The 18,320-nt window shown below is 59.0% G+C and carries 14 protein-coding genes; 9 read left to right on the plus strand and 5 right to left on the minus strand.

The features are described from left to right. The first annotated feature begins 153 nt into the window (after positions 1–153). Positions 154–3,000, plus strand: coding sequence for an RNA polymerase-associated protein RapA (gene rapA, locus NK667_RS20845; protein WP_054046907.1), 2,847 nt, complete (start codon positions 154–156; stop codon positions 2,998–3,000). Positions 3,001–3,161: 161 nt separating this feature from the next. Here the strand turns inward: rapA and NK667_RS20850 are convergent, their stop codons facing one another. Next, entirely contained in the window at positions 3,162–4,511 is a 1,350-nt protein-coding gene (locus NK667_RS20850) for a spinster family MFS transporter (protein WP_054615935.1), read from the minus strand. Positions 4,512–4,881: 370 nt separating this feature from the next. Here NK667_RS20850 and NK667_RS20860 point away from each other — a divergent pair, with 370 nt between their 5' ends. Both NK667_RS20860 and NK667_RS20865 read left to right on the plus strand, forming a co-directional pair. Continuing rightward, positions 4,882–5,247: a YkgJ family cysteine cluster protein gene (locus NK667_RS20860; RefSeq protein WP_054046910.1), complete on the plus strand. Its 366-nt coding sequence runs from the start codon at positions 4,882–4,884 to the stop codon at positions 5,245–5,247. Positions 5,248–5,396: 149 nt separating this feature from the next. After that, entirely contained in the window at positions 5,397–7,679 is a 2,283-nt protein-coding gene (locus NK667_RS20865; protein ID WP_054615936.1) for a putative bifunctional diguanylate cyclase/phosphodiesterase, read from the plus strand. Here NK667_RS20865 and NK667_RS20870 read toward each other — a convergent pair. Next, the gene (locus NK667_RS20870; RefSeq protein ID WP_083471358.1) at positions 7,570–8,466 is read right to left on the minus strand and encodes an NAD(P)-dependent oxidoreductase; all 897 of its coding nucleotides are present in this window, start codon (positions 8,464–8,466) and stop codon (positions 7,570–7,572) included. The two genes, NK667_RS20865 and NK667_RS20870, sit on opposite strands and share 110 nt — an antisense overlap. A 194-nt stretch (positions 8,467–8,660) precedes the next feature. On the opposite strand from NK667_RS20870, the gene NK667_RS20875 reads away from it, so the two are divergent. Beyond that, positions 8,661–10,856, plus strand: a complete 2,196-nt coding sequence (locus NK667_RS20875) for a hypothetical protein (RefSeq protein ID WP_054046919.1) — start codon at positions 8,661–8,663, stop codon at positions 10,854–10,856. 309 nt (positions 10,857–11,165) lie between these two features. Here the strand turns inward: NK667_RS20875 and NK667_RS20880 are convergent, their stop codons facing one another. Then, the gene (locus NK667_RS20880; protein WP_054615938.1) at positions 11,166–11,471 is read right to left on the minus strand and encodes a DUF2288 domain-containing protein; all 306 of its coding nucleotides are present in this window, start codon (positions 11,469–11,471) and stop codon (positions 11,166–11,168) included. Positions 11,472–11,821: 350 nt separating this feature from the next. On the opposite strand from NK667_RS20880, the gene NK667_RS20885 reads away from it, so the two are divergent. From NK667_RS20885 to NK667_RS20905, 5 genes are all read left to right on the plus strand, one after another. Further along, entirely contained in the window at positions 11,822–12,949 is a 1,128-nt protein-coding gene (locus NK667_RS20885; RefSeq protein ID WP_054046923.1) for a branched-chain amino acid ABC transporter substrate-binding protein, read from the plus strand. A 232-nt stretch (positions 12,950–13,181) separates the two neighbouring features. After that, positions 13,182–14,105: a high-affinity branched-chain amino acid ABC transporter permease LivH gene (gene livH / locus NK667_RS20890; RefSeq protein WP_054615939.1), complete on the plus strand. Its 924-nt coding sequence runs from the start codon at positions 13,182–13,184 to the stop codon at positions 14,103–14,105. Next, complete coding sequence (locus NK667_RS20895; protein WP_054046927.1) at positions 14,102–15,358, plus strand: high-affinity branched-chain amino acid ABC transporter permease LivM; 1,257 nt, start codon at positions 14,102–14,104, stop codon at positions 15,356–15,358. The genes livH and NK667_RS20895 overlap by 4 nt, the downstream gene beginning before the upstream one ends. Continuing rightward, the gene (gene livG, locus NK667_RS20900; RefSeq protein ID WP_054046929.1) at positions 15,355–16,122 is read left to right on the plus strand and encodes a high-affinity branched-chain amino acid ABC transporter ATP-binding protein LivG; all 768 of its coding nucleotides are present in this window, start codon (positions 15,355–15,357) and stop codon (positions 16,120–16,122) included. Before NK667_RS20895 ends, livG begins: the two co-directional genes overlap by 4 nt. Continuing rightward, positions 16,123–16,824 carry an ABC transporter ATP-binding protein gene (locus NK667_RS20905; protein WP_054046931.1) on the plus strand — a complete coding sequence of 234 codons (702 nt, stop codon included), beginning with the start codon at positions 16,123–16,125 and terminating at the stop codon, positions 16,822–16,824. A 63-nt stretch (positions 16,825–16,887) separates the two neighbouring features. Here NK667_RS20905 and acpP read toward each other — a convergent pair whose 3' ends face one another. Both acpP and NK667_RS20915 read right to left on the minus strand, forming a co-directional pair. After that, positions 16,888–17,127, minus strand: coding sequence for an acyl carrier protein (gene acpP / locus NK667_RS20910; protein ID WP_054046933.1), 240 nt, complete (start codon positions 17,125–17,127; stop codon positions 16,888–16,890). 263 nt (positions 17,128–17,390) lie between these two features. Continuing rightward, positions 17,391–18,305 (minus strand): LysR family transcriptional regulator, encoded by a 915-nt coding sequence (locus NK667_RS20915; RefSeq protein ID WP_054046935.1) that lies wholly within the window; start codon positions 18,303–18,305, stop codon positions 17,391–17,393. Positions 18,306–18,320: the final 15 nt, after the last annotated feature.

Genomic DNA, 18,320 nt, shown 5'->3' on the forward strand with positions numbered 1-18,320 from the left:
GAGCAGCGATGTTTTATCCGACAACACAGAACTCAGGTGTTCCCGAACATCGAAAAATCGCGGCCTTCACCCGCACCGACGCGAGTTATCCTTTGGCCCTGAAGGCTCATTCCGTTAAGATAGCCCGCTTTTTCAAGGTGGGAGTCAGGCAGCATGGCGCAGCAGTATCAACCGGGGCAACGCTGGATTAGTGACAGCGAAGCCGAGCTGGGTTTGGGCACCGTTCTGGCACAGGACGGCCGCTTGTTGACCGTGCTCTATCCGGCCACTGGCGACACTCGTCAGTACGCGCTACGGAATGCGCCCCTCACACGTGTGCGGTTTTCCCCGGGTGACTCGATCACTCACTTCGAAGGCTGGAAACTGACCGTACAGGAAGTCGACGATGTCGATGGCCTGCTGGTCTACCACGGCCTCAACGCGCAAAACGAAGTGGTGACCCTGCCGGAAACCCAACTCTCGAACTTCATTCAGTTCCGTCTGGCCAGCGACCGTCTGTTCGCCGGGCAGATCGATCCGCTGGCTTGGTTCTCCCTGCGTTATCACACCCTGGAACACACCAGCCGTCAGCTGCAATCTTCCCTTTGGGGCCTGGGCGGCGTACGTGCGCAACCAATCGCGCACCAATTGCACATCGCCCGTGAAGTCGCTGACCGTATCGCGCCACGGGTTTTGCTGGCGGACGAAGTGGGCCTGGGTAAAACCATCGAAGCCGGTCTGGTGATCCATCGCCAACTGCTGTCGGGCCGCGCCAACCGCGTACTGATCCTGGTTCCAGAGAACCTGCAGCATCAGTGGCTGGTGGAGATGCGCCGCCGCTTCAACCTGCAAGTCGCGCTGTTCGACGAAGAACGCTTTATCGAAAGCGATGCCGCCAACCCGTTCGAAGACACCCAGCTCGCACTGGTTGCACTGGAATGGCTGGTGGACGACGAGAAGGCCCAGGACGCGCTGTTCGCCGCCGGTTGGGACTTGATGGTGGTCGACGAAGCCCACCACCTGGTCTGGCACGAAGAAAAGGCCAGCGCGGAATACTCGCTGGTCGAACAACTGGCCGAAGTCATTCCTGGCGTGTTGCTGCTGACCGCGACCCCGGAACAACTGGGTCAGGACAGCCACTTCGCGCGTCTGCGCCTGCTCGACCCGAACCGCTTCCATGACCTGCACGCCTTCCGCGCCGAAAGCGAAAACTATCGCCCGGTGGCCGAAGCCGTTCAGGAGTTGCTGGATAAAGGTCGCCTGTCGCCAGAAGCGCACAAGACCATCCACGGTTTCCTCGGTAACGAAGGCGAAGCGCTGCTGACCGCCGTCAACGATGGCGACGTCGAAGCCAGCGCCCGTCTGGTGCGTGAACTGCTCGACCGCCACGGCACCGGCCGCGTGCTGTTCCGCAACACCCGCGCCGCCGTGCAGGGTTTCCCGGAGCGCAAACTGCACCCGTACCCGCTGCCATGCCCGGACGAATACCTCGAACTGCCGCTGGGCGATCACGCCGAGCTGTACCCGGAAGTCAGCTTCCAGGCCCAGCCGGACGCCAACGAAGAAGAACGCTGGTGGAAATTCGACCCGCGCGTCGAGTGGCTGATCGATCAGCTGAAAATGCTCAAGCGCACCAAAGTGCTGGTGATCTGCGCCCACGCCGAAACCGCCATGGACCTGGAAGACGCCCTGCGCGTGCGTTCCGGCATCCCGGCCACGGTGTTCCACGAAGGCATGAACATCCTCGAACGTGACCGCGCCGCCGCTTACTTCGCCGATGAAGAGTTTGGCGCGCAAGTGCTGATCTGCTCGGAAATCGGCAGTGAAGGTCGCAACTTCCAGTTCTCGCACCACTTGGTGCTGTTCGATCTGCCGTCGCACCCGGACCTGCTGGAGCAGCGTATCGGTCGCCTCGACCGGATCGGCCAGAAGCACATCATCGAGCTGCACGTGCCGTACCTGGAAACCAGCCCGCAAGAGCGCCTGTTCCAGTGGTATCACGAAGCGCTGAATGCGTTCCTCAATACCTGCCCGACCGGCAACGCCTTGCAGCATCAGTTCGGCTCGCGCCTGCTGCCGCTGCTGGAAAACGCTGACGATGGCGAGTGGCAAGCACTGATCGACGAAGCGCGCAGCGAGCGTGAACGTCTGGAAGCCGAGCTGCACACCGGTCGTGACCGTTTGCTGGAACTCAACTCCGGTGGTTCGGGCGAAGGCGATCAGTTGGTCGAGGACATCCTTGAGCAAGACGATCAGTTCGCCCTGCCGATCTACATGGAAACCCTGTTCGATGCGTTCGGCATCGACAGCGAAGACCATTCGGAAAACGCCCTGATCCTCAAGCCGAGCGAAAAAATGCTCGACGCCAGCTTCCCGCTGGGCGACGACGAAGGCGTGACCATCACTTACGACCGCAACCAGGCGCTGTCTCGCGAAGACATGCAGTTCATCACCTGGGAACACCCGATGGTGCAGGGCGGCATGGACCTGGTGCTGTCCGGTTCGATGGGCAACACCGCCGTGGCGCTGATCAAGAACAAGGCGCTGAAACCTGGCACCGTGTTGCTGGAACTGCTCTACGTCAGCGAAGTGGTCGCCCCGCGTTCGCTGCAACTGGGCCGTTACCTGCCGCCGGCCGCCCTGCGCTGCCTGCTCGATGCCAATGGCAATGACTTGTCGGGCCGGGTGTCGTTCGAGACCCTGAACGATCAACTCGAAAGCGTACCGCGTGCTAGCGCCAACAAGTTCATCCAGGCCCAGCGCGATCAGTTGACGCCACGGATCAACGCCGGCGAAGAGAAGATCGCCCCGCGTCACGCCGAGCGTGTGGCTGAGGCGCAACGTCGCCTGGCCGCCGACACCGACGAAGAACTGGCGCGCCTGACCGCGTTGCAAGCGGTCAACCCGACCGTGCGCGACAGCGAATTGGTGGCCCTGCGCAATCAACGCGAGCAAGGCCTAGCCATGCTCGACAAGGCTGCGCTGCGACTGGAAGCGATTCGGGTGTTGGTGGCGGGCTAATCGCCCTCCTCGACTCCGTAGAAACAAAGAAGGCCCGCAGCGATGCGGGCCTTTTTTTATGCTTTGCCTTTGTGGTGTGGCTGATGGCGCCTTCGCGAGCAAGCCCGCTCCCACAGGGGAATGCATTCCAAATGTGGGGGCGGGCTTGCTCGCGAAGGCGGTTATGCAGTCACCGCAGTAACTTCTGGTTCAACCACCGCCACCAAGCCTTCCTTCATCCGCTTCGCATCCCGCACAAAACACCGCGACGCCATAAACAGAAACACCATGGTGAGAAACAGCGCCACCGGGATCAAATACATCGCGTCATGCAGCCCGACTGCCTTGAACGCCTCGGTCATCTCAGCGGCGCCCGCCGCCAGCATCGCCGTGTGGGCAAAGTGATCGGACAAACCGCCCACCACCACCGGCCCCAAACCACCGCCCAGCAAATACAACCCGGCAAAGAACAGCGCCATCGCCGTGGCCCGCAGGCGCGGTTCGACCACGTCCTGAATCGCCGTGTACACGCAGGTGTAGAAGTTGTACGCAAACAGCCAACCCAGGCTGAACACCGCGACAAACATCCCGATATCGATACGCCCGGCATGCAGCGCCCAAGCGGTGCACACGGTCGAGATGATCAAACTGAACGCGGCAAACAACAGGCGCCCATTGGCCACGCGCTGGTGGATCTTGTCCGCCACCCAACCGCCCAGCGTCAGGCCGAACAGCCCGGTCACGCCGACGATCACGCCAGTCGCCACCGCCGCTTCATGCAACGGCATCAGGAAATAGCGCTGCAGCATCGGCACCAGGAAGGAGTTGCAGGCGTAGGTCGCGAAGTTGAAACACAGCCCCGCCATCACCAGCCACAGGAAAGTCGGCACCGCCAGCACCCGGCGAATCGGCCGGTCCACTCGTTCCTGGGAGACTTGCACACTTTCCGCCGCGCCGCGTTTCGGTTCCTTGATGAAGAACATGAAGATCGCCAGGATCAGCCCCGGCACCGCTGCGATGAAAAACGGCGCACGCCAGCTGTCGAAGGACTTGACCATCGCGCCGATGGTGAAGAACGCCAGCAACAAGCCCAATGGCAGGCCCAGCATGAAAATGCCCATCGCACGCGCACGGCGGTGGGCCGGGAAGAGGTCGCCGATCAGCGAGTTGGCGGCGGGTGCATAACTGGCTTCACCGATACCGATGCCCATCCGCACAATCAGGAAACTCCAGAAACTGCCGACCAGCCCGTTAACGGCGGTGAGCCCGCTCCAGACCGCCAGGCCCCAGCCCATCAATTTGGCCCGGGAACCGGTATCGGCCATACGCCCCAGCGGCAAACCGGCAATCGCATAAACAATGGTGAAAGCCGTACCGATGATCCCCAGCTGAAAGTCGCTGAGATGCCATTCCATGCGGATTGGCTCAATGATGATGGCCGGGATGGTGCGATCGAAGAAATTGAACAGGTTGGCCAGGAACAGCAGGAACAGAATGCGCCAGGCATTCGCCGCTTGGGTCGAGTTCTGCATGGGTCCGTCTCTTTTATTGTTATGAAGGCGTCGCGGCCCCCGGAATCTGCAATCTAGTCAGGCGCGCCAGAGCTGTCTGTAATTATTCGTAATGCTGATACCTGCCCATGGCAACCTCCCCCTCCAAACACCACAAAATCCTGTGGGAGCGGGCTTGCTCGCGAAGGCGTCGTGTCAGTCGATATCAATGTTGGCTGACACACCGCCTTCGCGAGCAAGCCCGCTCCCACAGGGGAATTGTGGTGTTTTCAATGTTCCGACCGGGTGCTTAAAAATACCTCCTCGCCCCCCTTCCAAACCCCAAGCCGAAGCCTAGAATAGCGACCTGTTCCGCCCCACCGTTGCCCCCATCCCTCTTTGACTATCGCCCATGTCCGAAGCCAGTCCGTGTCTGAATTGCGGTGCCTGCTGTTCTCATTTTCGCGTGTCTTTTTTCTGGGGTGAATGCACCTCGGCGGGGGGCACGGTGCCCGACGAGCTGGTCGCGCCGATCAGCCCCAGCCGGGTCGCCATGCTCGGCACAGACTGCAAACCCACGCGCTGCATCGGGTTGGTGGGCGAAGTTGGCAGCCAGGTGCAGTGCTCGATTTATGATCAACGCTCCAGCACCTGTCGGGAGTTCGACGCCTCCTGGGCCAATGGCGAAGCAAACGTGGATTGCGATGCGGCGCGCGCCGCATTCGGGCTACCAGCGCTGCAACCAGAGTTCGAAATACCTTATGAGCAGAGCGCTTGAGGCTTAGCGCCAATCGCTATTAGTCTCATACCGAAATCATTGGCGTCACCGTGCCACTACGCCTTGCGCTCTGTACATGACCTCTATACTCCAAAGCATTCGCCGGTGCTCAGGGCACCGGCCAGGATGACTCAGAGACGGGGCGTGCTATGGAGTGGCTTGGTTTGCAGTTCCTTACCGAGCTGCCGGAAGGCGGACAGGTCGTACTCAACTGCACCCACAACCCTTTTTTGGTGCTGCTGGCCTATGTGGTGGCGTGTGCGGCTGGCTTTGCCACGCTGGACATGACCGAACGGGTCGGCCATGTGGAAAAGGCCGGTACTCAGCGACTTTGGCGATGGGTAGGCGCCGGGTGCCTGGCGGGCGGTATCTGGGCCATGCATTTCATCAGCATGCTGGCGTTCCAGGCACCGGTCGAAATTCACTACCAATTGCCCGTCACCCTGCTTTCGCTGGTATTCGCCCTGACGGCGTCTTTTCTTGCTATGCACACGCTCAGCCATCCTCATGTGACGTTCTGGCAATACCTGCGCGCCGCCGTCTGGATCGGCCTGGGCATCGCGACCATGCACTATGTGGGCATGGCCGCCATGCATTCGATTGCGACGGCCTACTACAACCCCACCCTGTTCGCCCTCTCCATTGTCATCGCGATTGGCGCCAGCCTCGCCGCCCTGTTGATTTCCAGCCACCTGCGCAATGGCACCGGGCTGTTTCATCAAATGCGCAAATTGACCGCCAGCCTGGTGCTCGGAGCCGGCATCGTCAGCATGCATTTCACCGGCATGGCGGCGCTCACCCTGGTGCTACCAATTGGCAGCCTGCCGATCCTGCCCAGCGAAAATAACCACCTGCAATTGGGGCTGACGGTCGCAGTCATGACGCTGTTGATCATCGGCAGTTGCATCAGCGCGGCACTGGCCGACAAGAAACTGCAAAACAAGGAACACGACCTGCGCCGGGTCAACACCTTGCTCAGTCAACTGGACCAGGCACGCATGTCGCTGCAACAGGTGGCGCACTACGACGCCCTGACCAACCTGATCAACCGTCGTGGCTTCAATCAGATCTTCGCCGAGAAACTGATCGAGAAAACCAACGAGGGCGGAATGCTAGCGGTGATGTTCCTCGACATCGACCACTTCAAACGCATCAACGACAGCCTGGGCCACGATGCCGGCGATGAGTTGCTCAAGGTGCTGGCAGCCCATATCAAAGGCGCGGTGCGCAGCCACGACGATGTGGTCGCGCGCTTCGGTGGCGACGAGTTCTGCATCCTCATCGGCCTGCACGATCGCGAAGAAGCCCGTCACATGGCCCAGCGCATCATGTTCAAAATGAAAGAGCCCATCGAGTTGTCCGGACGGCGCATGGTGATGACCACCAGCATCGGCATCAGCCTGTTCCCCGAGGACGGCAAGACTTGCGAAGAACTGCTGAAAAACGCCGACCTGGCGCTGTATCAGTCCAAGGGCAGCGGTCGCAACAGCCTGCATTTCTTCAGTGCGAACCTGCGCACCCGGGCCACGATGGAACTGCAACTGGAAGAGGAATTGCGCCACGCCCTGCGCGAAGACACCGGGCTGAAGCTGTACTACCAACCGATCTATGAGCTGAAATCCGGCCAGGTCACCAAGCTCGAAGCGCTGGTTCGCTGGCAACACCCGGTTCATGGTTTGCTCACACCGGACCGTTTCATCGCCATCGCCGAGGCCAACGGGCTGATCGCCGAACTGGACAATTGGGTGCTGTGCAAAGCCTGCGAAGACTTGGGCGAGTTGTCGCGTAATGGCTGTGAGGCGCTGAAAATCGCAGTGAACTGTTCGCCGCTGAACCTGGCTCGGGAAGAACTGGCCGATGAAATCGAAGAAGTCCTGCGCGTTACCGGCGTTGCGCCCGAGCGCCTGGAGCTGGAAGTCACGGAAAATGCGCTGATGGGCAACATCGCCAACACGCTGGTGCTGCTGCGGCAGATCCGTGCTCTCGGGGTGTCGCTGTCGATCGATGATTTCGGCACCGGTTATTCATCCCTGGCCTACCTCAAGCGCCTGCCGTTGAATACGCTAAAGATCGATCGCTCGTTTATCCAGGACATCCCCAAGGCCACTGCGGACATGGAGATCGTCCAGGCCATTATCGTCATGGCGCATACCCTGCATTTACAGGTGGTCACCGAAGGCGTCGAAACCCTCGAGCAATACGAGTTTCTCGAACGCCACGGCTGCGATTTCGTTCAGGGCTACCTGCTCAGCCGCCCGGTGCCGCTGGAGGAACTGCGCCCGGTGTTGAACGAAATCAACCAGCGCAAACACGCGCACACGGTCAGTCCGTTGAGTCTGGCTCGCGGTATAACCGGACTAACGTTGACGGATCCTTTTCCAAAAAGCCCTGGCCCCCATGCAGGCGCATCAATTGTGCGGCCAATCCGCTGATCGGCGTGGCCGAGCCCTGTTCGCGAGAAAACTTTACTGCGGTGTCCAGATCCTTGAGCAGCGTGCGCACGTGCCATTTCACTGGTTCGAAACGGCTCTCGGCCATTTGCGGGGCAAGAATCTGCAACGGTTTGGAGTCAGCGAAACCGCCGGCCAGCGCTTCGGCGATCAGGCTCGCATCGACGCCTGAACGTTCGGCCAACGCCACCACTTCAGCAATGACCAGGGCATTGCAGGCGACGATCATCTGATTGCAGGCCTTGGTCACCTGGCCAGCGCCAACGGCGCCCATATGAGTGACCCGCTGCCCCAGACACAGCAACACCGGCCGCACACGTTCAAGGTCTGCCGCTTCGCCACCGACCATGATCGCCAGGCTGCCCGCCTCGGCACCGACCACCCCGCCCGACACCGGCGCATCCAGCCAGGTCATGCCGGATTGGCTGGCCAGTGCGGCGGCCATTTCCCGCGTGGCGGTAGGCTCCAGGCTGGAAAAATCCACCAGCAACTGGCCACTTTTCCCACCCTCGGCGACACCTGCCGGACCAAACACCACCTCGCGCACCACCGCCGTGTCCGCCAGACACAGCATCACCACGTCCGCGTGCTGGCATAGTTCGGCGGGCGTCGCGACCTGCCGCGCGCCCGCCTCTACCAAGGGCGCGCACTTGGCCGCATTACGGTTCCACACCGTCAGCGGATAACCCGCAGCCAACAGGCGCTGGCACATCGGCAGGCCCATCAAACCAATTCCGGCGAATCCGAGGGAAGGTAAAGCGGCCATCATTTTGCCTCCTTTTGATTAAAGATCGCCGAATACTGGCCGATCCATCATAAATCAGGAAGGGACTCCCCTGAGCGACGAACGGGCAAGCCCAATCGCTCGGGATATCTACGCGCGCAAAAAGACGCGAGAACCCATTCCGTGAAGTTCGATGACAGCTTGTCAATGAACCAACCCGTCCAGGCACATGGCGCACCATGACTTCTAAAAATAATCCAGCCACTGCGGTATCCGATTTGACGTTGAGCCCGGCGGCCAACAGCCCTTCAGCGTCGAAGCCATTGATCCCGTCGCGCCCGCTGGCGACTCAGCAGTACCTGTATTTCACCGAAACCAATACCGACCGCATCCTCGACAACCTCGACGGCCTGCGCGACATGGTGTTCCCACGCCCACCGCATCTGGAAGGCGACAGCGAACAGCACAACGAGCAAGAATTCCCCTCGGTGTGCCTGATCGGTCTGGGCCGTTGCGGTTCGAACATCGCGCTGGATGTCGCCGAACTGGTGTACAACGCGCGCAAGTTCTACCTCAACGAATTCAACAACGAAGATCGCCTGTCGCCGGACAAACGCTACGCCGAAAAAGGCTACAGCCCGGCGCAGTGGATTCGTAACAACCTGCGCCTGGGGTCGAACAAGGCCACCAAACCGGTGTTCCTGGTCGAGCCGCTGGTGATGCTCGGCGACCTGGACAAAGACATCGCCGGTCGCATCCGTTTCTCGCGCAAAGGCGAAAAAAGCGGCTTCCTGCGCGACTACAGCAAAATGAAAATCATGGACTTGTCGGAAGTCCACGCCGGTGGCGCCGGTAACGCACCGATCCTCGGTCAGTACCTGGCCAAGATCATCCTGAACAAGGACACCCAGCGTTTCTCCAGCCCGGACTGGAAGATGATTCACTCGTACCTGATCGACAGTTGCGGGATCAAAGCCAACCAGTCGCGCCTGTATTTCTCGATTTTCAGCGCCGGCGGCGGCACCGGTTCGGGCATGGCCTCGGAATTCGGCCTGGCCCAGCAGCACTCGTACATGAACAAGACGTTCGACACCAAGCCGATGGACGAGCACGACAGCAAAAGCGGCCACGCGTTTGTCTTCGAGCCGATCTTCACCAGCGGCATTTGCGTGCTGCCGAACATTTCCGACCACCGCAGCGAAATGTCCGAGGCGCTGCACATCAACGCCGGTCGCCTGCTGTGCAAATACCTGTCGGAGGAATGGGACTTTTCGTACAACTTCGACAATGAAGACAGCAGCGAAGCCAGCGTCATGGGGCGTATCCGCCCATGGAACGCGATGATGCTGATCTCCAACGACATCATGCGTTACGCCGAAGAAAGCGATGACGGCAACATCCAGAACATTGATGTCAATGCGATGGAAAAGCACGCCAACCAATACATCTCGCAGCAGATCTTCAACATTCTGACGGCGCAGGCGGTGACGACTGACTACGACCAGAACTATTTCCGACGCGCCGGCATCGACATCGGCGAAACCATTCGCCTGGATGCCAACGACCTGTTCATGAGTCTGGCCGGCCCGGTGGCGATTGCCTACGCCGAGTCCGTGGTGCCGGAAACCCCGGCGCCGAGCAGCGACAAGTTCAAGGTGTTCGATAAAGAGCCGCAACGCCTGAACATCGATGACCTGTTCTTCCGCTCCATCGACTTGCCGCACTTCAACAAAGTCACCCAGGCGATCGAAGGCATCAGCTTGTTGCCGATCGAGTCCAAGCGCTATCGCGCATCTTTGGAGCAATACAAGAATTCCGGCTACGACGCGGCCGCGTTGCACGACCTGCACTTCTTCAAGAACTGTTCGTCGGTGGTGTCGATCGTGTCGTTGCCGAAAGACTACAAGCTGTCCTACATGGACCTGAACCGGTTGAAGACTCACCTCAACAGCCTGTTCCCAAACACCACGCTCAAGCGTTACGCACTGGTGATCGGCGCCTCGGCCAACCTGTCGCTGACCACGCTGATCGCCAAGAGCCCGTGCCTGTCGGACGACTTCCTGACGCTGATCGTGGCCTTCATCAAGCGCTGCTTCGCGAAGAATCCGTACCGCTTCGACGAAACCCTGGACAACTCGATCCTCGACTTCATCATCCATGAAGACTTCGACGAAGACCTGATCGACGACTTGCTCAACGAATTCGAAAACCCGGCGAAGATCCTCGACACCAACTGGTACGCGATCAAACCGATGTACGAGAAGAAGTACCGCGAGCTGATCAACGACAAGGACAAGTTTGTGTCGATCAACGACATTCGTTTGTCACGGGATTGCGTGAAGAAAGCGATCAAGTACCTGCGCGAGATTTATCGTCACCGGATTGGCAAGACCAAGGTTATTTCGTTGAATAACCATACTGGCAAGACTTTCTAATACCGCGGTGCCGCCATTCGCGAGCAAGCCCGCTCCCACATTCGACCGCACTCCTTCAGGGAGAACGCGGTCACCTGTGGGAGCGGGCTTGCTCGCGAAAGGGGCCTGACATTCACCGCACCCATCACTTTTTACTCACACTCAGAAACAATTAATCAGCCCGCAGGCTGCTCACAAAACTGTTCCCGTTACGTGCACGTCACCCTCTTCAAGACCCTTCTGTGGCCTTTCTCTACGGCAACATGCCATCACGCTACTCGGCTACACACTTTTAGCCGATCAAGCTGCGCACCATTTTAGTGCCACTCGTCAGCTCGTCGCCCTTTCCTGGATCAGAATCCACGGCGAAACCACCACCGCCCACAACTGCGGATCACGCTCGAAAAGATCCAGCGCCCGCGTTTCAGAGAGCTTGGCGAGGGTGTCGGCGGCCAGCCAGGCAGCCACTTTCTCGCCTTCGTCCGTGGCCACGGCTTCGGCGGCGGCGATCAAATCCAGGCTTGGGTCGACCCACAATAGGGCACCCTTGGCGAAGAACGGTTCCAGTTCCTTCCAGGTAATAGATGCGGTCTCACCAAGCAGCTTGGCATAGAGGGTGCTAGGTTCTTGAGTCATGGGTCCTGTCCGGAAAAGAAATCGACGTGAATGATAACGTCGGTGGTCTGGCAGAAAAACCCGGATGCAATTGAGTCACCGATCGAAAAGCGCAGGAAAGCCAAGGAATGCTGCTGAATCAAGCGATTAGCCAGCTAACAACCCGCCGCAATTCTGTATTTTTCTTTCAAAAAAGCGACACCCTTTGGTTTTGCCCCTCGGCGCCAGCTTCCCAGGCTGACAATCGGCGCTCTACACTGTACCGGTACAGTTGCCGGGGGCATTTTCCGGAGGATATCCAAGATATCTGACCCGGTTCTGCTGCTACGGCGCCAGGACTATAAAAACTACAACAGTAAGAGTGGAGCACTATGACTAAGGCTACTAAGCAGATTTCCAAACTGTTTGCCGCTATGGTTCTGGCCGGGGTTGCCAGCCATTCGTTCGCAGCTGACACCATCAAGATCGGCATCGCCGGCCCTAAGACCGGTCCTGTAGCCCAATACGGCGACATGCAGTTCAGTGGCGCCAAAATGGCCATCGAACAAATCAACGCCAAGGGCGGCGTCGACGGCAAGAAACTCGAAGCCGTTGAATACGACGATGCCTGCGATCCGAAACAAGCGGTTGCTGTAGCGAACAAAGTCGTCAACGACGGCGTCAAGTTCGTGGTCGGTCACCTGTGCTCCAGCTCCACCCAACCCGCTTCGGACATCTACGAAGACGAAGGCGTGATCATGATCACCCCGGCTGCCACCAGCCCGGACATCACCGCCCGTGGTTACAAAATGATCTTCCGTACTATCGGTCTCGACAGCGCCCAGGGCCCTGCCGCCGGTAACTACATTGCCGATCACGTCAAACCGAAAATCGTTGCTGTGCTGCACGACAAACAGCAATACGGTGAAGGCATCGCCACCGCCGTCAAGAAAACCCTCGAAGGCAAAAACGTAAAAGTTGCCGTATTCGAAGGTATCAACGCTGGCGACAAAGACTTCTCCTCGATGATCTCCAAGCTCAAGCAAGCCAACGTCGACTTCGTCTACTACGGCGGCTACCACCCGGAGCTGGGCCTGATCCTGCGTCAAGCACAGGAAAAAGGCCTGAAAGCCAAGTTCATGGGTCCGGAAGGCGTGGGTAACGACTCCATTTCGCAGATCGCCAAAGACGCTTCCGAAGGCCTGCTGGTGACCCTGCCGAAATCCTTCGACCAGGATCCGGCCAACATCGCCCTGGCTGATGCGTTCAAAGCCAAGAAAGAAGACCCGAGCGGTCCGTTCGTGTTCCCGGCCTACTCGGCTGTTGAAGTCATCGCCGGTGGTATCACTGCCGCCAAGAGCGAAGACACTGCCAAAGTGGCTGCTGCTATCCACGCTGGCACCTTCAAGACCCCGACTGGCGACCTGAGCTTCGACGCCAAGGGCGACTTGAAAGACTTCAAATTCGTGGTTTACGAGTGGCACTTCGGCAAACCTAAAACTGAAGTTTCGCCTCAGTAAGGCGTTGCCTGACTGACTGCCAATAAAGCCCACGGCGTGCCGTGGGCTTTGTTTTACGAACGTATTGGGCCGCGCTGGCGTGATCCGCCAGTCTCCCCACCTGAAAATCTCAAAACCGTCATCAGCGGTTCGCTGGCAAACCTCGAATTCGAAGTGGATGCAGATCCACGGGGCTCGAGCGGGAAAATGACTCCACCAGTGAAATGCGTATCAGGTTTTTAGGAGCGCTGTAATGCCTGACATCTATCACTTCTTCCAGCAGCTGGTTAACGGCCTGACCGTTGGCAGCACGTATGCCTTGATCGCCATCGGCTATACGATGGTTTACGGCATCATTGGAATGATCAACTTCGCCCACGGCGAGGTGTACATGATCGGTTCCTACGTGGCGTTCATCGCCATCGCAGGTCTGGCCATGATGGGACTCGACAGTGTCCCGCTCTTGATGACCGCCGGTTTTATCGCGAGCATCGTCGTCTGCAGTGCCTACGGCTACAGCATCGAACGGATTGCCTATCGCCCCTTGCGCGGCAGCAACCGTCTGATCCCGCTGATTTCCGCCATCGGCATGTCGATTTTCCTGCAGAACACCGTTCTGCTGGCGCAAGACTCCAAGGACAAATCCATCCCCAACCTGATCCCCGGTAATCTCTCATTCGGGCCAGGTGGCGCACATGAAGTGCTGATTTCCTACATGCAAATCGTGGTGTTCGTGGTGACCCTGGTCGCCATGCTCGGCCTGACACTGTTCATCTCCCGCTCTCGCCTGGGTCGCGCCTGCCGCGCCTGCGCCGAAGACATCAAGATGGCCAACCTGCTGGGTATCAACACCAACAACATCATCGCCCTGACCTTCGTCATCGGTGCTGCGCTGGCGGCCATCGCGGCCGTGCTGCTGAGCATGCAATACGGCGTGATCAACCCGAACGCCGGTTTCCTCGTCGGCCTCAAGGCCTTCACCGCCGCAGTACTGGGCGGTATCGGCAGCATCCCCGGCGCCATGCTCGGCGGGTTGGTGCTTGGGGTGGCGGAAGCCTTTGGTGCCGACATTTTCGGCGACCAATACAAGGACGTCGTGGCTTTCGGCTTGTTGGTTCTGGTGCTGTTGTTCCGGCCGACCGGCATTCTGGGCCGTCCGGAGGTTGAGAAGGTATGACTAAGAATCTTAAGCAAGCGCTTTTCAGCGCGCTCCTGGTCTGGGCGGTTGCGTATCCGGTACTCGGCCTGAAACTGACCATCGTCGGCATCAACCTGGAAGTTCACGGCACCAGCAACATGACCCTGGCGATCATTGCGATCTGCTCGGTCCTCATGTTCCTGCGCGTCATGTTCAACGATCCGATCAGCAAGGCCTGGAAATCCTCGCCGAACATGCCGTTGATTCCGGCCAAGGCGAGCAATTTCCTGACCCTGCCGACCACCCAGCGCTGGATCATCATCGCGTTGATCATCGGCGCATTGGTGTGGCCGTTCTTCGGCTCACGCGGCGCGGTGGACATCGCGACCCTGATCCTGATCTACGTGATGCTGGGCCTGGGCCTGAACATCGTGGTCGGTCTGGCGGGCCTGCTCGACTTGGGTTATGTCGGTTTCTATGCCGTCGGCGCCTACAGCTATGCGCTGTTGTCGCATTATCTGGGCTGGAGTTTCTGGGTCTGCCTGCCGATTGCCGGCCTGATGTCCGCCACGTTCGGCTTCCTGCTCGGCTTCCCGGTCCTGCGCTTGCGCGGCGACTACCTGGCGATCGTGACCCTGGGCTTCGGTGAAATCATCCGTCTGTTCCTGCGTAACCTGACCGACATCACCGGCGGCCCGAACGGCATCAGCAACATCGAAAAGCCGACGTTCTTCGGCCTGACTTTCGAGCGTAAAGCCGCTGAAGGGATGCAGACGTTCCACGAGTACTTCGGCCTGGAATACAACTCGATCAACAAGGTGATTTTCCTGTACCTGGTTGCCCTGTTGCTGGCCCTCGGTGCGCTGTTCGTCATCAACCGCTTGCTGCGCATGCCGATCGGTCGTGCCTGGGAAGCGCTGCGTGAAGACGAAATTGCCTGCCGTGCGCTGGGTCTCAATCCGACCGTGATCAAGCTGTCGGCCTTCACCCTGGGCGCGAGCTTCGCGGGTTTTGCCGGTAGCTTCTTCGCCGCCCGCCAAGGCCTGGTGACACCGGAATCCTTCACCTTCATCGAGTCGGCGATCATTCTCGCCATCGTGGTATTGGGTGGCATGGGCTCGCAACTGGGCGTGATCCTCGCGGCCGTGGTGATGATCCTGTTGCCGGAAATGATGCGCGAGTTCAGTGAATACCGCATGTTGATGTTTGGCGCCTTGATGGTGCTGATGATGATCTGGCGCCCTCAGGGTCTGCTGCCCATGCAACGTCCTCACATGGAGCTGCGCAAATGAGCCGCGAGATCCTTAAAGTCGAAAATCTGAGCATGCGCTTCGGCGGCTTGCTGGCGGTCAACGGCGTGGCCCTGACCGTGCACGAAAAACAGGTTGTGGCGCTGATCGGCCCTAACGGCGCCGGCAAGACCACGGTGTTCAACTGCCTGACCGGTTTCTACAAGCCGAGCGGCGGCAGCATCCTGCTCGATGGCCAGGCGATTGAAGGCCTGCCGGGCCACGAGATCGCCCGCAAAGGCGTGGTGCGCACTTTCCAGAACGTGCGGCTGTTCAAGGACATGACCGCGGTCGAGAACCTCTTGATCGCCCAGCACCGTCACTTGAACACCAACTTCCTGGCCGGCCTGTTCAAGACCCCGTCGTTTCGCAAAAGCGAGCGCGAAGCCATGGAATTCGCCGAGTACTGGCTGGACAAGGTCAACCTCACGGCCTTCGCCAACCGTCCGGCGGGCACCTTGGCCTACGGTCAGCAACGTCGCCTGGAAATCGCTCGCTGCATGATGACCCGCCCGCGGATCCTCATGCTCGACGAACCGGCCGCCGGCCTGAACCCGAAGGAAACCGAAGACCTCAAGGCGCTGATCAGCGTGCTCCGCGAAGAGCACAACGTGACCGTGCTGCTGATCGAACACGACATGAAACTGGTCATGAGCATTTCCGACCACATCGTCGTGATCAACCAGGGCACGCCCCTGGCGGACGGCACGCCGGAACAGATCCGCGACAATCCTGAAGTGATCAAAGCCTACCTGGGGGAAGCGTAAATGCTGCAATTCGAAAACGTTTCCACCTTCTACGGCAAGATCCAGGCCCTGCACAGCGTCAACGTGGAAATCCGCCAGGGCGAAATCGTCACCCTGATCGGTGCCAACGGCGCGGGCAAATCCACCCTGCTGATGACGCTGTGCGGTTCGCCGCAAGCCCACAGCGGCAGCATCAAGTACATGGGTGAAGAACTCGTGGGGCAATCCTCGGCGCAGATCATGCGCAAGAGCATCGCCGTGGTGCCGGAAGGTCGTCGGGTGTTTGCCCGTCTGACCGTGGAAGAAAACCTCGCCATGGGCGGCTTCTTCACCGACAAGGGCGACTATCAGGAACAGATGGACAAGGTTCTCGGACTTTTCCCACGCCTGAAAGAGCGTTTTGCCCAACGCGGCGGCACCATGTCCGGCGGCGAACAGCAAATGCTCGCCATCGGCCGTGCGCTGATGAGCAAGCCCAAGTTGTTGCTGCTCGACGAGCCTTCACTGGGTCTGGCACCGATCATCATCCAGCAGATCTTCGACATCATCGAACAGCTGCGCAAGGACGGTGTGACGGTGTTCCTGGTGGAACAGAACGCCAACCAGGCGCTGAAAATTGCTGACCGCGCGTACGTTCTGGAGAACGGCCGCGTGGTGATGCAAGGCACCGGCGAAGCGCTGCTGACTGATCCGAAAGTGCGTGAAGCCTACCTCGGTGGTTGAGGTTTTGCGGTGAACAAAAAACGGCCTTCGGGCCGTTTTTTTGTGCGCCGAAAACTGCATGGATTAATGTGAAACACGCTGTTTCAGAAAGTCTATTCCCTCTTGTACAGTTCTGATCATTTCGGTTTCTCCGTCGAGGATTTTTATATCAAACGAGTCCTCGAGATCCATGACTAGTTCAACGCCATCCAGGGAGTTAGCGCCCAGGTCTTCAACAAAATTGGCTTCGTTCGTTACAGCTGCCTCGGGCACGCCCAGTTGTTGAGCAACCATTTGTTTAAACCGTTCTTCAATGTCGTCCATTTTCTTGCTCCCGGATCGCAGTTATCCATCTCTGAATTTATTTAATGAGCGGGTGGTTTTCTACTGTCAGAAATAACAGGTCCCGATAACTAATCACGATCAGCCGTGGCTGTTTATGCCGAACACTTCCATCGAAATTGTTCGCCATCTCTTGTGGGAGCGGGCTTGCTCGCGAATGCAATTTCACATTCAACAGAAATGTTGACTGGTCCACCGCTTTCGCGAGCAAGCCCGCTCCCACAGAATCTGTGCAAGACCGGACATTAGCGCTGGAGTCGGTCCAACGCCTCGCCACTGCGCTTGAACCAGCCAATCAAATAATCCGCCAGCACTTGGGTGCGCTTCGGCAACCCGCCCTGATAGGGATGCACCAGGTACATCGGCATGCGACGGGTCTGATAATCGCGCAGGAGCCAGCGCAATCGGCCGTCAGCCAATTCCGCTTGCAGCAGGTACGAGGGCAAACGTGCGATGCCGGCGCCGGCCAGTGCCGCTTTCTTTAGCAGGCTGTAATGGTTGCTGGCGAACGGTCCCGAGACGCGAACCCGCAGCAATTCGTGTTGCTGGTGATAGAGCCATTCTTCGCGGCCACTGTAATGACTGTTGAGCAGGCAGCGGTGCTCAGCCAACGACTGCGGCGTCAGCGGTTCACCGTATTGCTCAAGGTAAGCCGGGCTGGCGCAAGTCATTTCGTTCCAGGCCAGCAGCGGTCGGGCCACCAGGCGTTCGTCGTTACCCACTTCGGAGCGAACCGCCAGGTCAAAACCGTCACGGGACAGATCTCGATAGTTGTTGCTCAGGTCGAGCTCGATCTGCACTTCGGGGTATTTACTGGAGAACTCCAGCAATAAACCATCGAAGAAGGTTTCCCCTAGCGACACCGGAACGGTCATACGTACCGGGCCGGCCATGTCGTCCTTCAATCGCGCCAATGCCTGACGTGCTCGTTCCACTTGGACTACAAGCGCCTGCGCCTGCGGTAACAATGCCGCGCCCGCTGCCGTGAGACTCAAGCGCCTAGTGGTGCGTTGCAGCAGGACCACAGAGAACCGCGTCTCCAGAAGACTGATGCGCTTGGAGAGTTGGCCCTTGCTGCAACCCAATTGCTGGGCCGCCAGGGTAAAACTCCCGGCCTCGATCAACACCGCGAACGCCGCCAGGTCATCCATTTCGCTCATGGATTGTTTCCATTT

This window comes from Pseudomonas nunensis (genome assembly GCF_024296925.1).
In the GTDB taxonomy this organism is placed as follows: domain Bacteria; phylum Pseudomonadota; class Gammaproteobacteria; order Pseudomonadales; family Pseudomonadaceae; genus Aquipseudomonas; species Aquipseudomonas nunensis.

Bases quoted from the DNA above. Each gene is read 5' to 3' on its own strand.
- acpP (WP_054046933.1), bottom strand. From the start codon at position 17,127: ATGGACGACATTGAAGAACGGTTTAAACAAATGGTTGCTCAACAACTG.
- NK667_RS20875 (WP_054046919.1), top strand. From the start codon at position 8,661: ATGACTTCTAAAAATAATCCAGCCACTGCGGTATCCGATTTGACGTTG.
- livH (WP_054615939.1), top strand. From the start codon at position 13,182: ATGCCTGACATCTATCACTTCTTCCAGCAGCTGGTTAACGGCCTGACC.
- NK667_RS20860 (WP_054046910.1), top strand. From the start codon at position 4,882: ATGTCCGAAGCCAGTCCGTGTCTGAATTGCGGTGCCTGCTGTTCTCAT.
- NK667_RS20895 (WP_054046927.1), top strand. From the start codon at position 14,102: ATGACTAAGAATCTTAAGCAAGCGCTTTTCAGCGCGCTCCTGGTCTGG.
- NK667_RS20915 (WP_054046935.1), bottom strand. From the start codon at position 18,305: ATGAGCGAAATGGATGACCTGGCGGCGTTCGCGGTGTTGATCGAGGCC.
- NK667_RS20870 (WP_083471358.1), bottom strand. From the start codon at position 8,466: ATGATGGCCGCTTTACCTTCCCTCGGATTCGCCGGAATTGGTTTGATG.
- rapA (WP_054046907.1), top strand. From the start codon at position 154: ATGGCGCAGCAGTATCAACCGGGGCAACGCTGGATTAGTGACAGCGAA.
- NK667_RS20850 (WP_054615935.1), bottom strand. From the start codon at position 4,511: ATGCAGAACTCGACCCAAGCGGCGAATGCCTGGCGCATTCTGTTCCTG.
- NK667_RS20905 (WP_054046931.1), top strand. From the start codon at position 16,123: ATGCTGCAATTCGAAAACGTTTCCACCTTCTACGGCAAGATCCAGGCC.
- livG (WP_054046929.1), top strand. From the start codon at position 15,355: ATGAGCCGCGAGATCCTTAAAGTCGAAAATCTGAGCATGCGCTTCGGC.
- NK667_RS20880 (WP_054615938.1), bottom strand. From the start codon at position 11,471: ATGACTCAAGAACCTAGCACCCTCTATGCCAAGCTGCTTGGTGAGACC.
- NK667_RS20865 (WP_054615936.1), top strand. From the start codon at position 5,397: ATGGAGTGGCTTGGTTTGCAGTTCCTTACCGAGCTGCCGGAAGGCGGA.
- NK667_RS20885 (WP_054046923.1), top strand. From the start codon at position 11,822: ATGACTAAGGCTACTAAGCAGATTTCCAAACTGTTTGCCGCTATGGTT.